The organism is Allobosea sp. BE125, from assembly GCF_031456075.1.
Taxonomy (GTDB): domain Bacteria; phylum Pseudomonadota; class Alphaproteobacteria; order Rhizobiales; family Beijerinckiaceae; genus Allobosea.
On sequence record NZ_JAVDTY010000001.1, the window covers coordinates 306,457 to 318,700 of the forward strand.

The window sequence follows — 12,244 nt, forward strand, 5'->3', positions numbered from 1 at the left end:
GGTTCGCGTGACTTTAAAACACGGTGGCCGGGTTCAACCGACTCCAGACTATCTGGGAACAAGGAAACCTGGTCTTGACCGAGCCTGCGCCGCCCGCTTGTTCCTGTCGCCCCGCCTGGATGCGGCGCTGACATGGGCTATCAATTCGAATTCGCGGATGTCTTCGCCTATTGGCCGGATCTGCTTGCGGGCGCGCTCCACACGCTGGTGCTGTCTGGGTTGGCCATGGCGATCGGCATGGTCGTGGCGGTACTCGGCGCGCTGGGCAAGACATCGGGCCCGCGCTGGCTGCAATGGTTCCTCGACGGCTATATCGAGGCGATCCGCAACACGCCCTTCCTGATCCAGATCTTCATGATCTATTTCGGCTTGCCGGCGGCCGGCATCCGATTGTCCTCCGACACGGCAGCCCTGCTCGCGCTCGTGGTCAATGTCGGCGCCTATGGCATCGAGATCATCCGCGCCGGCATCGAGAGCATTTCCAAGGGCCAGATCGAGGCGGGCAAGTCACTGGGCCTGCGGCCCCTGCAGATCTTCCGCTTCATCATCCTGAAGCCGGCGATCCAGGCGATCTATCCGTCGCTGACCAGCCAGTTCATCCTGCTGATGCTGAATTCGAGCGTCTGCTCGGCGATCGCGGCGAGCGAGCTGACGGCGGCTGCCGGCGATATCCAGTCGCGCACCTTCCGCAGCTTCGAGGTCTATTTCATCGTGACTTGCATGTATTTCGCCATGTCGGTGCTGTTCTGGGGCGCTTTCGCCGCCATCGAGCGCATCTGGCTGCGCAAACCCAGCCTGCGCTAGGAGAGCCGACAATGCGCGTCCTCAGCGAAGGCGACATCCTCTTCATCGTGACGGCCGTCCGCTGGACGCTGCTGCTCTCCATGGCCGCCTTCATCGGCGGCGGCATCGGGGGGCTCGTCGTGGCGCTGGCGCGCACGGCTGAGTTCAAATGGCTGCGCTTCCTGGCGCTCGGCTACATCAAGATCTTCCAGGGCACGCCGCTCCTGATGCAGCTCTTCCTGGCCTTCTTCGTACCGGGCATCTTCGGCATCGACATCGATCCCTGGGGCGCCGCCGCGGTCGGCCTCTCGCTGCACGCCAGCGCCTTTCTCGGCGAGATCTGGCGCGGCTCGATCGAGGTCGTGCCGCGCGGCCAATCCGAGGCCGCGCGCGCGCTCGGCCTGACCTATGTGCCGCGCATGTTCCTGATCATCATCCCGCAAGCCTTCCGCATCGCGATTCCGCCGACGATCGGGTTCCTTGTGCAGTTGATCAAAGGCACCTCGCTCGCCTCGATCATCGGCTTCGTCGAGATCACGCGCGCGGCGCAGATCATCAACAACGCGACGTTCCGCCCCTTCACGATCTTCGCGCTCGTCGCGCTCGTCTATTTCCTGATCTGCTGGCCGCTCTCGGCCTATAGCAAGATCATGGAAAGGAGACTGACCGTCGCAAGCCGGTGAGCGGCAATAATTAGAAAAACACCATCGAAACCACAGGAGAAACGACCATGACCATGAAGACGATATCCCGCAGGGCCATATTCCGCAGAGCCATCAGCCTGACGCTGGCGCTCGGTCTCGCAGCGGCGTTGCTGCCGTTCAGCCGCAACGCCGCCTCGGCTGCGACGCCAGACGAGATCAAGGCGCGCGGCAAGTTTCTGGTCGGCGTGCTGACCGACTATCCGCCGTTCGGCGGCACCGACGCCAACCAGAAGCCGGCGGGCTACGATGCCGATGTCGCCGTGCTGATGGCGAAGTCGCTCGGCGTGCCGCTCGAGCTCGTGCCGGTGACCGGCCCCAACCGCATCCCCTATCTCCTGACCAACAAGATCGACGTCCTGATCGCCACCTTCGGCATCACCGCCGAGCGCCAGAAGCAGGTGCTGTTCTCCAACCCCTACAGCGCCCTGACGATCTATGTATTGGCGCCCAAGAACGTCGTCATCCAGAAGCCCGAGGACCTGAAGAACGTCTCGATCGGCACGGCGCGCGCCAGTACGCAGGACACCGCGATCAGCGCGATCATGCCTCCCGGCACGCAGCTCAAGCGCTATGACGACGATGCGACCGCCCTGCAGGCGATCATCTCCGGGCAGATCCAGGCGATCGGCGCGAGCAACACCATCCTGGCGCAGTTGAACAAGGACTATCCCCAGCTCAACATCGAGCCGAAGATCACCTTGAAGGAACAGGCCAACGGGATGGCCTTCCGCAAGGCCGATACCGCGCTGGCGGAATGGTCGAACAAGTTCATCGCCGAGATCGCCGCCAACGGCCAGCTCAGCGAGATCAACAAGCGCTGGTTCGGCATCCCGCTGTCGGCCCTGCCGCCGATGCCGACCTTCTGAGCAAGGTTGCCGATCCGCGCGGCCGCCAGGCAAGGGCGGCTGCGCGAACGGTCCGGGCTATTCAATCGCGAGTGCCGGGGATGAGCGCCTGGCAGGATTGCCTGACGACCAGCGTGGTCGGGAGCTTGAGCATACGCGAGGTGCTTGGCTTCGATTGCGAGCCGATCGATGCGCCCCTGATCTTCTATCGGGGGCAATATCGCAGCCTGGATGGTTCGCGATAAGCGGCCACGCTCGCTGAAGCCATGGTTCGCATAGGCGTTATTGCAAGCTTCGTTCTCCGAAAATGCGGCATATGGCGATATGCCGTGGACGCGCATCTTGCTAATGGAGGAGGCGCGGCGTCGATGCACTGATCCGGACTATCTTGCCGATCGTGACGCGGCTCAATCCACCACTGTTCCGCATGCAGCAGGATATGTTTCCATGACAAGCATCAATCATCGCGTCGCCGAGCATGCGATCGACCCGCTTTTCCTCGAGCGCTGGTCGCCGCGCGCCTTTACCGTCGACGGCATCTCCGAGGCCGAGCTCCTGTCCTTGTTCGAGGCGGCGCGCTGGGCCCCGTCCTCCTATAATTCGCAGCCCTGGCGGTTCGTCTATGCGCGGCGCGGCACGGCGCATTGGGACAAGCTGCTCGGCCTGCTGAACGAGTTCAACGCCTCCTGGGCCAAGCACGCCGCCGCTTTGGTCATCGTGGTCTCGAAGCAGGCCATGGCCGTTCCCGGCAAGGCCGAAGAGGTTCCGTCCTACAGCCATTCCTTCGATGCCGGGGCGGCCTGGGCCCAGCTCGCCTTGCAGGCGACGCGGTCGGGCTGGCAGGCCCATGGCATGGTCGGCTTCGATCATGCGCGCGCGGCGACCGAACTGAATGTGCCGGCCGGCTACCGCGTCGAGGCTGCGATCGCGATCGGCAAGCCGGGCGACAAGACGCAATTGCCGGAGGCGCTGCAGGCGCGCGAAACCCCGAGCCAGCGCAACCCGCTCTCGGCCAGCGTCTTCGAAGGCGCCTTTCCGGCAGGCTGACGCCATCATGATCCTCGATGAACGCACCTACGCGATCAAGCCGGCCCATGTGCGCGACTATCTCGACCTCTATGTCCGCGAGGGCATGGAGCTGCAGGTCTCGCATCTCGGCCAGCTGATCGGCTGGTTCACCACCGATACGGGCGTCGTCAACGAAGTCGTCCATATGTGGCGCTTCGAGGATGCTGGTGATCGCGAACGCCGGCGCGCGGCGATGGAGGCTGATCCGCGCTGGCAGGAGTTCCGCGCCAAGGCCGCGCCCTATGTGTTGGAGATGCGCAGCCGCATCCTGCGCCCGACGGCGTTTTCGCCGTTGCGCTGAACGTCGCGTTCCACCCGGTCTAGCTCAGCCGCGACCAAGCCGTTTATCCGCCGCCAGATCTGCCTGATCTGGCGGCGGCCTCGCATACCCACCCGTTTACAAGGACGCCCCGCGATGCCGCTTTCGATCGACCATATCGTCATCGCCGTCACTGATCTCGATCGGGCCGTTCGCGATTATGAGTCGCTGGGCTTCACGGTGCTGCCTGGCGGCGAGCACCCGCGCGGCTCGCGCAATGCGCTCGTGGTGCTGACGGACGGCGCTTATCTCGAAATTATCGCCTTTTCCCGGCCGGTGCCGGATTTCCGCTGGTGGCGCGTCCTGGATGAGGCCGGCAGCGGGCTGGTCGATTACGCCCTGCTGCCGGATTCGCTCGATATCGATCTGGCTCGCGCCCGTGCCGGCGGAATCGTGATGGATGGCCCGATCGACGGCGCGCGCTTGCAGCCCGACGGCACGCGTTTGGCCTGGCGCTCGGCGCGCCCACCTGAAAGCGACATCCCCTTCCTGTGCGAGGATGTCACGGCGCGGGCGCTGCGCGTGCCGGAGGGCGCGGCCCGCAAGCATGCAAATGGGGTCACCGGCGTCGCCGGCGTGACCGTGGCGGTTCGTGATCTTGGAACATCGACGGCGCGCTATCGCACCCTGCTCGGCATGGCGCCTGTCGCCAGCGGCGGCGTGCCGGGGCTCGGCTTCGGGCTCGTGCAGTTCCAGCTCGGTCGCCAGATCGTGTCGCTGGTCGAGGGGCGGGCCGAGGCCTGCGAAGGGCTGACGCGCCATCTCGAACAGCGTGGCCAGGGAGCCTATGCGATCTCGTTCTTCGGCGGGAAGGACCAGGTGCTCGACACCAGCCTCACTCATGGCGCGAGGCTGGAGATCGTCAGGGAGCGCTGAGGGCTTTAGCTCTTTGTTTTAACGCGTTTTCTTCACGCGAACCGGTGTCCACTTCGCTCGAAAACGCTTTAATAAGCACGCAAGCCCAGTGCCGTGGTCGCTTCCTCGATCATCCAGCCGAGTCGTTCATAGTCGCCGCGCCAGTAGACCAAGGCGGCGTCGTCGCGGCCGAGCCTGACCTCCCGGACCCGGCCGATGATGATGGCGTGGGAGTGGCGCTCGATGATCTCCTCGACCTCGCAATCGAGGCTGGCCAGGGCGCCGAGCAGGAGCGGCGCGCCGGATACACCGCTCGTCCAGTCCGCATCGGCGTAGCGTGCGGCGCCCTTCTCGCCGCCCCGGCCGGCGAAGCGATCGGCGACCTGCTTTTGGGTCGCGCTCAGGAAATTCACGCCGAAGCTGCGGTGACGCTGGAGCACGGGATAGCTCGACGAGCTCAGATTGAGGCCGAAGAAGATGGTCGGCGGCTCCGCCGAGAGCGAGGAGACCGAGGTCGCGGTCAAGCCGGTGCGATCTTCGCCGTGCCCTGTCGTGATCACGCTGACGCCGCCGGCGAGATGGCGGAAGGCGGCGCGGAAGGTAGCGGCGTCGTCGCGGACCGGGCGGATCGCCTTGGGCAGCTGGGTGATGACGGCCATCGCATTCATCTCCTTCAGATCGCGTATTCGGGCGGGTTGGCGTCCTCGCGGATCAGATCCTTGAGGATGCGCTCTTCGAGCAAGGCGAGGTCGACCGAGCCGCGCCGGCGCGGGCGCGGCAGGTCGACCGCGATGTCGAGCGTGATGCGGCCCTCGTCGATCATCACGACGCGGTCGGCGAGCGTCAGCGCCTCTGAGACGTCATGGGTCACCAGGATCGCGGTGAAGCCCTGGGCGAGCCAGACCCGCTCCAGCAGGCCCTGCATCTCGATGCGGGTCAGCGCGTCGAGCGCGCCGAGCGGCTCGTCCAGCGCCAGCACGCGCGGCCGGCTGACCAAGGCGCGGGCAAGCGCGACGCGCTGGCGCTGGCCGCCGGAGAGCAAGGCGGGCCATTGCTGCGCCTTCGCTTCGAGCCCGACGGCGCGCAGCGTCTGGAAGGCGCGCTCCTCGGCTTCGGGCAGCTTGCGCTCGGCGCCCAGCCCGACCTCGACATTGGAGAGCACGCGCGCCCAGGGCAGCAGGCGCGGCTCCTGGAACATGATGCGCGGGGTCGCGGCGGCGGTGCCGGCCTGACTGAGACTGAGCGTGCCCTCGCTTGGCGTATCGAGCCCGGCGAGGATGCGCAGCAGCGTGCTCTTGCCGCAGCCGCTGCGCCCGACGATGGCGAGGAACTGCCCTGCGGGCACGTCGAGATCGATCCCGCGCAGCACCTCGAGCTCGCCGAAGCGCTTCTTCAGGCCCCGTATCGCAATCGGCTGGCCGCGCGCGGCCCGGGCCTTCGCCGACTGGTCCTCGAACAGGGCCTCGAAAAGCCGGGCGCCGGGCGCCGGTGTTGTTGTCGCCAATGTCGCTGTCGCCATGGCAGGCTCCTCAGTGCTTCTGGAAGGCCGGGTGCCAGGACAGGCAGAGCCGCTCCAGCAGGCGCACCACGGAGTCCGCGAGCTTGCCCAGCGCTGCGTAGATCACGATCGCCAGCACGACGACGTCGACCAGCATGAACTCGCGCGCATTCATCGCCATGTAGCCGATGCCGGAACTGGCCGCGATCGTCTCCGCCACGATCAGCGTCAGCCACATGATGCCGAGCGCATAGCGTACGCCGACGAAGATCGAGGGCAGGGCACCGGGCAGGATGACGCGCCGGAACAGCTCGAAATTGCTCATGCCATAGGAGCGTCCCATCTCGACGAGCTGGCTGTCGACGGTGCGCACACCGTGGAAGGTGTTGATGTAGATCGGGAAGAAGACGCCGAGCGAGGTCAGGAAGAGCTTGGCTTCCTCCTCGATGCCGAACCAGAGGATGACCAGCGGGATCAGCGCCAGGTTCGGGATATTGCGCACCATCTGGATGGTGGTGTCGGTGACGCGCTCGGAGGTCTTGGACAGGCCGTTGAACAGGCCAAGCGCGAAGGCGAGCGAGCCGCCGAGCAGGAAGCCGGAGATGGCGCGCTTGAAGCTGACCGCGATGTTCTCGGCAAGCTGCCCATTCAGCGTCAGCCGCCAGCCGGCGGCGAGCACGTCGCTTGGCGCCGGCAGGACATTGGCGGCGATGAAGCCCAGCCGCGAGGCCGCTTGCCAGACGACGAGAATGGCGAGCGGCAACAGCCAGGGCGTCAGGCGCGCGAGCCATAGCTGCAGTGACTTGGGCTGCAGCGCTTTGAGGTCCGGCACGCGCAGGCTGGCGCGCTGCGGGCGCGGGATCGGTTCTGCGCGGTCGGTCATGAGCTTGCGGCCCGCTTCTGCTCGGGCTTGGCGTCATTGGCGATGGTCTCGCCGAAGGGGCCGTTATTGACGATGCCGTTGATCACGGGCTTGCCGTGATTGAGCGGCAGCAGCGGGAAGACCAGTTCGGCGAAGCGGTAAGCCTCCTCAAGATGCGGGTAGCCCGACAGGATGAAGCTGTCGATACCGAGCGCCATGTACTCCTTGATCCGGTCCGCTACCTGTTCGGGGCTGCCGACCAGAGCTGTGCCGGCCCCGCCGCGCACCAATCCGACACCGGCCCAGAGATTGGGCGAGATCTCGAGCTTGTCGCGGTTGCCGCCATGCAGCGCCGACATCCGTCGCTGCCCTTCGGAATCCATGCGGGCGAAGATCTGTTGCGACTTGGCGATGGTGGCGTCGTCGAGATGGCTGATCAGCTTGTCGGCCGCCGCCCAGGCCTCGGCCTCCGTCTCGCGGACGATGACGTGCAGGCGGATGCCGAAGGAGAGTTTCCGTCCTGCCGTCTTGGCTGCGGCGGAGACCGTGGCGATCTTTTCGGCGACCGCTGCCGGCGGCTCACCCCAGGTCAGGTATTTGTCGATGGTCTCAGCCGCGACATCGATGGCGGCGGGCGAGGAGCCGCCGAAATAGAGCGGCGGCCCGCCGGCCTGCGTCGCGGGGTAGAGCAATTGCCCATCCTCGATGCGGATATGCTTGCCCTCATGCCGCACGGTCTCGCCGCGCAGCAGGGCGGAATAGACCGAGAGGAACTCGCGGGTCACCTCGTAGCGCTCGTCATGCGACAGGAAGATGCCGTCGCCGGCGTTCTCGACCGGATCTCCGCCGGTGACGACATTGACGAGCAGCCGCCCGTTCGAGATGCGATCGAGCGTCGCGGTCATGCGCGCCGCCAATGTCGGCGATTGCAGCCCGGGCCTGACCGCCACGAGATAGCGCAGGTTCTGCGTCAGTGGCGCGACCGCAGAAGCGACGATCCAGGAATCCTCGCAGCTTCGGCCGGTCGGCAGCAGGACGCCGTAATAGCCCAGCGTGTCGGCAGCCTGTGCGATCTGGCGCAGATAGGCGAAATCGGTCTGGCGGCCGCCCGTGGCCGTGCCGAGATAACGGCCGTCGCCATGGGTCGGCAGGAACCAGAGGACATTGGCGCTTTGTGCAGGCGCGACGCTCATGAGCCGATCCTCTTCACGGCGCTGGCGATGGTGACGGGCTTGGGCAGCAGGCCGAGCGTGTGAAAGGTGTCGGCGATGCGCTGCTGCTCGGCGATCGTGGCCTCGTCGAGCGGCCTGATCCCGTAGCTCTGGCGCGCCAGCGCCAGCTGCAGGATTGGGGCTGGAACGCCGGTCGAGGGGCTCAGCGCCTCCGCGACGGCGGCGATGTCGGCTTTGGCCCAGTCATCGACCTCGCTCAGCTGCTTGAGGAAGACCTTCAAGGCCGCGTCGTGATTGGCGACGAGCTTCTCGCTGGCGAGATAGAACTGGTGGTTGGCGACGATGCCGGTGCCATCGGTGAGCGTGCGCGCGCCGATCGTTGTCTCGGCCGCGGCCTGGAAGGGATCCCAGATCGCCCAGGCATCGACCGAGCCGCGCTCGAATGCTGCGCGCGCATCGGCCGGGGTCAGGAACACCGGCGTGATCTCGGCATAAGCGACGCCGGCTTTCTCCAGGGCCTTGACCAGCAGGTAATGGACGTTGGAGCCCTTGTTCAGCGCGACCTTCTTGCCCTTGAGCTCGGCGACCGACTGGATCGGGCTGCCTTTGGGCACCAGGATGGCCTCGCCCTTTGGTGCGGGCGGTTCATAGGCGACATAGACCAGCGGCGCGCCCGCGGCCTGGGCGAAGATCGGTGGCGCTTCACCGGTGTTGCCGATGTCGATCGCCCCGACATTGACTGCTTCCAGCAATTGCGGGCCGGCCGGGAATTCGGTCCATGTGACCTTGTAGCCCAGTGGCTCCAGCGCCTTCTCCAGCGTGCCCTTGCCCTTGAGCAGGACGATCTTGCCGTATTTCTGGAAGCCGACGCGCAGCGTCTTCTCCTGCGCGGAGGCACCGGTCGCGGACAGGCTAAGCGCCAGGCTCGCGGCCGAGAGGGTCAGGAACGATCTCTTCGAAATCATCGGATGGGCTATCTTTCTCGGGTTCAAGATGGAGGAGGCCGATCGCTCAGGCGGTCGGCTTCCAGTCCCAGACGATGTCGCGGACATTGATCGGTTTTGGGATCAGGCCGAGCCGGTGGAAGCGGTCGGCGACGCGCTGCTGCTCGTCGAGCACGCGCGGATTGAGCGGCGCAATGACGAAGTCGGAGCGCTCGACCGAGCGCTTCCAGGGTTCGATCGGCAGGCCGGTCGCGGCCGCCTGGACGCTGGCGACCTCGTCGCGATGGCTGTCGGCCCAGCGCGCAACCTTGGCGAGCTCGTCATTGATCGCCGCGACGATCTCGGGGTTCTTCCCCGTGAAGTCGCGATTGGCGAGGTAGAACGAGTTCTGCGAGACGATGCCCTTCGACAGCGACAGGATGCGCACGCCGGGAATGGCCTCGGCGATGGCGAAGAACGGATCCCAGATCGTCCAGGCATCGACCGAGCCGCGCTCGAAGGCGGCGCGCGCATCGGCCGGCGGCAGATAGACCGGCGTGAACTCGTCATAGCCGAGCCCGGCTTTTTCGATCGCCGCGATGGTGAGGTTGTGCGAGCTCGAGGCCTTGGCGAAGGCGATCTTCTTGCCCTTGAGCTCGGCGAGCGTCTGGATCGGCGATTTCGGCGGCAGCAGGATCGCGGCGCCGGAGCCGGCGGCCTCCTGCGTCGCGACATAGAGCAGGTTCGCCTTGGCAGCCTGGGCGAAGATAGGGGGAGCATCGCCGGTCGGGCCGTAATCGATCGAGCCGACGTTCAGCGCCTCCAGCAATGGCGGGCCGAACTGGAATTCGACCCATTTGATCTCGATGCCTTGCGGCTTGAAGCGTTTCTCGAGCACGCCCTGCTGCTTGGCGATGAGCAGCACGCCGTTCTTCTGGAAGCCGATGCGCAGCTCCTTGGGCGAGGGGCTGGATTGGGCGATGGCGGCCCCCGCGGCGAGGGCGAGCGACGAGCCGGCCAGGCTGGCGATGAAATCTCTACGGTCCATGGCTTGAGGGCCCTTGTCTGGATCGAGTGGCGAAAGGGTTCAGGCGGCCTTGCGGTCGTCCTTGCGGTGGTCCTTGGCGGTGCGATGCGCGGCAGCGGTGCGGCGTGCCTGCTCGGCAGAATGAAAGCTCCGGCCGTCGAGCCTGTCGAAGGCCGGCTCGGACGAGAAGAAGCGGAAGTTACCGGGGGAGCCGACGACGATGCCGGCTGTCGCGCCGGCGATTTCGATGATGATGGCTTGAGACATGGTTTTGCCTTCGCCGAGCGGGATCGGCGCCTTTTCGTCTGCGATGATGAGTGAATCCTCGGCGGTCAGCCGGGCCGGGCGCGCAATGGGCGCGCGGTCAACATCGGGTGGAGCGCAGGAAGGCGGAAACGCGCAGCAAGCCTCGTATCACGAAGTGGCTGAGATAGATCATGACCGTGTCTCCATCCATTGGGAGCCCACGAATTCATCGTGGTGCTTTTAGCGTTGGTGACGCGGCGCAAGCTGCTCCAGCAAATCCCGCGATCGATCCGGGCGATACCGTTTCGATACTTGAGTATTTCTCGATCGATTGCGCCCGGTCAATGAAACGTCTTTTCAAAGATCGCCGTCGGGGAGGGATGATGACCTCTCCAGACGGCGCTCCGCGATAGCCTTTCGCTCGGTGCCGCTTATCCGGGCAGTCTCGTATCCCAGCAGTCTTGTGTCTCGGTAGTCTTGTATCCCGGCAGATTTGGGCGCGAGCTTTGTCCGGCTGTCAGGCGAAGAACCGGTTCGCCGGGCGGGGCAGGCCGAGATTCTCACGCAAGGTCTTGCCGGCATACTCCGTCCGGAACAGGCCGCGCCGCTGCAGCACCGGCACGACCTTGTCGACGAAGTCGTCGAGTCCTTCCGGCAGATAGGGGAACATCACGTTGAAGCCGTCGCTGCCGCGCGTCGTCAGCCACTCCTCCATCGAATCCGCGATGGTCTCGGGCGTGCCGACGAAGGCAAGCCCGCCATAGCCGCCCAGCCGCTGCGCCAATTGGCGCACGGTCAGATTCTCGCGCCGCGCCAGTTCGATGGTGCGCTCGCGGCCACTCTTGCTTTGATTGGTCTCGGGGATGTCGGGCAGCGGCCCGTCGGGGTCGAAACCCGAGGCATCATGGCCGAGCGCGATCGAGAGCGAGGCGATGGCGCTGTCGTAATGCACGAAGCTGTCGAGCAAAGCGCGCTTCTCCTGCGCCTGCTCGACCGTGTCGCCGACCACGGTGAGGACACCGGGCAGGATCTTGAGATCGTCGGGATTGCGGCCGATCGCCTCCATCCGGCCCTTTACATCGGCATAGAAGGCCTGGCCGGCGTCGAGCGTCCGGTGGGCGGCGAAGACGAGCTCGGCCGTCTCGGCTGCGAGCTGACGTCCGGGCTCGGAGGCGCCGGCCTGAACGATCACCGGCCAGCCCTGCGGCGTTCGGGCGATGTTGAGCGGGCCGCGCACCGAGAGGTGCTCGCCCTTATGCGCCAATACATGCATCTTTTCCGGGTCGAAGAAGAGCCCGCTCTCGCGGTCGCGGATGAAGGCGTCGTCGGCGAAGCTATCCCAGAGCCCGGTGACGACGTCGTAGAATTCGCGCGCCCGGTCGTAGCGCTCGCCATGGTCCATATGCTCGTCGAGCCCGAAATTCAGCGCGGCGTCGGGGTTCGAGGTGGTGACGATGTTCCAGCCCGCCCGGCCGCCGCTGATATGGTCGAGCGAGGCGAAGCGCCGGGCGATATGGTAGGCGGCATCAAAAGTCGTCGAGGCGGTGGCGACGAGCCCGATATGCTCGGTGACGCTGGCGAGCGCCGAGAGCAGGGTGAAGGGCTCGAAGGAGGTCACGGTGTGGCTGCGCTTCAGCGCCTCGACCGGCATGTTCAGCACGGCGAGATGATCGGCCATGAAGAAGGCATCGAATTTGCCGGCTTCGAGCTTCTGCGCGAAACGCTTCAGGTGCCCGAAATTGAAATTGGCATCCGGATAGGCGCCGGGATAGCGCCAGGCGCCGGTATGGATGCTGACGGGGCGCATGAAGGCGCCAAGATGAAGCTGGCGGGGAGCGGGCATGGAGCGGCCTGTCGTGAGGGTCTCGAGCGCCTCACCATTTAAGACAGGGGCATTCCGTTTTTTAGGAGAGGCTCAACAAAGCGAGATTCGCGCTCGCTA

Annotated in this window: 14 protein-coding genes; 6 read left to right on the top strand and 8 right to left on the bottom strand. The window is 65.6% G+C overall.

What is annotated here, in order from left to right; genetic code table 11:
- The first annotated feature begins 132 nt into the window (after positions 1 to 132).
- From J2Y55_RS01455 to J2Y55_RS01480, 6 genes are all read left to right on the top strand, one after another.
- On the top strand, positions 133 to 804 hold the full coding sequence (locus J2Y55_RS01455) for an amino acid ABC transporter permease (RefSeq protein ID WP_103720040.1): 672 nt from the start codon (positions 133 to 135) through the stop codon (positions 802 to 804).
- An 11-nt stretch (positions 805 to 815) separates the two neighbouring features.
- A complete protein-coding gene (locus J2Y55_RS01460; RefSeq protein WP_310146908.1) occupies positions 816 to 1,466 on the top strand; it encodes an amino acid ABC transporter permease in 651 nt (216 codons plus the stop codon).
- A gap of 47 nt (positions 1,467 to 1,513) precedes the next feature.
- Positions 1,514 to 2,353, top strand: coding sequence for a transporter substrate-binding domain-containing protein (locus J2Y55_RS01465; protein WP_310146909.1), 840 nt, complete (start codon positions 1,514 to 1,516; stop codon positions 2,351 to 2,353).
- Positions 2,354 to 2,779: 426 nt separating this feature from the next.
- The gene (locus J2Y55_RS01470) at positions 2,780 to 3,379 is read left to right on the top strand and encodes a nitroreductase family protein (RefSeq protein WP_310146911.1); all 600 of its coding nucleotides are present in this window, start codon (positions 2,780 to 2,782) and stop codon (positions 3,377 to 3,379) included.
- 7 nt (positions 3,380 to 3,386) lie between these two features.
- On the top strand, positions 3,387 to 3,701 hold the full coding sequence (locus J2Y55_RS01475; RefSeq protein ID WP_310146913.1) for an NIPSNAP family protein: 315 nt from the start codon (positions 3,387 to 3,389) through the stop codon (positions 3,699 to 3,701).
- A gap of 114 nt (positions 3,702 to 3,815) precedes the next feature.
- On the top strand, positions 3,816 to 4,595 hold the full coding sequence (locus J2Y55_RS01480; protein WP_310146915.1) for a VOC family protein: 780 nt from the start codon (positions 3,816 to 3,818) through the stop codon (positions 4,593 to 4,595).
- Positions 4,596 to 4,663: 68 nt separating this feature from the next.
- Here J2Y55_RS01480 and J2Y55_RS01485 read toward each other — a convergent pair whose 3' ends face one another.
- The 8 genes from J2Y55_RS01485 to J2Y55_RS01520 all read right to left on the bottom strand — a co-directional run bounded on the left by J2Y55_RS01485 (position 4,664) and on the right by J2Y55_RS01520 (position 12,145).
- Positions 4,664 to 5,233, bottom strand: a complete 570-nt coding sequence (locus J2Y55_RS01485; RefSeq protein WP_310146917.1) for a flavin reductase family protein — start codon at positions 5,231 to 5,233, stop codon at positions 4,664 to 4,666.
- A 14-nt stretch (positions 5,234 to 5,247) separates the two neighbouring features.
- Positions 5,248 to 6,093 (bottom strand): ATP-binding cassette domain-containing protein, encoded by an 846-nt coding sequence (locus J2Y55_RS01490; protein WP_310146919.1) that lies wholly within the window; start codon positions 6,091 to 6,093, stop codon positions 5,248 to 5,250.
- Positions 6,094 to 6,103: 10 nt separating this feature from the next.
- Positions 6,104 to 6,955: an aliphatic sulfonate ABC transporter permease SsuC gene (gene ssuC / locus J2Y55_RS01495; RefSeq protein WP_310146921.1), complete on the bottom strand. Its 852-nt coding sequence runs from the start codon at positions 6,953 to 6,955 to the stop codon at positions 6,104 to 6,106.
- A complete protein-coding gene (gene ssuD, locus J2Y55_RS01500) occupies positions 6,952 to 8,127 on the bottom strand; it encodes an FMNH2-dependent alkanesulfonate monooxygenase (RefSeq protein ID WP_310146923.1) in 1,176 nt (391 codons plus the stop codon). The genes ssuC and ssuD overlap by 4 nt, the downstream gene beginning before the upstream one ends.
- On the bottom strand, positions 8,124 to 9,071 hold the full coding sequence (locus tag J2Y55_RS01505; protein WP_310146925.1) for a sulfonate ABC transporter substrate-binding protein: 948 nt from the start codon (positions 9,069 to 9,071) through the stop codon (positions 8,124 to 8,126). The genes ssuD and J2Y55_RS01505 overlap by 4 nt, the downstream gene beginning before the upstream one ends.
- Before the next feature lie 46 nt (positions 9,072 to 9,117).
- A complete protein-coding gene (locus J2Y55_RS01510; RefSeq protein WP_310146927.1) occupies positions 9,118 to 10,077 on the bottom strand; it encodes a sulfonate ABC transporter substrate-binding protein in 960 nt (319 codons plus the stop codon).
- Between the two features lie 39 nt (positions 10,078 to 10,116).
- Positions 10,117 to 10,323 carry a hypothetical protein gene (locus tag J2Y55_RS01515; RefSeq protein ID WP_310146930.1) on the bottom strand — a complete coding sequence of 69 codons (207 nt, stop codon included), beginning with the start codon at positions 10,321 to 10,323 and terminating at the stop codon, positions 10,117 to 10,119.
- 496 nt (positions 10,324 to 10,819) lie between these two features.
- On the bottom strand, positions 10,820 to 12,145 hold the full coding sequence (locus tag J2Y55_RS01520; protein ID WP_310146932.1) for an LLM class flavin-dependent oxidoreductase: 1,326 nt from the start codon (positions 12,143 to 12,145) through the stop codon (positions 10,820 to 10,822).
- Positions 12,146 to 12,244: the final 99 nt, after the last annotated feature.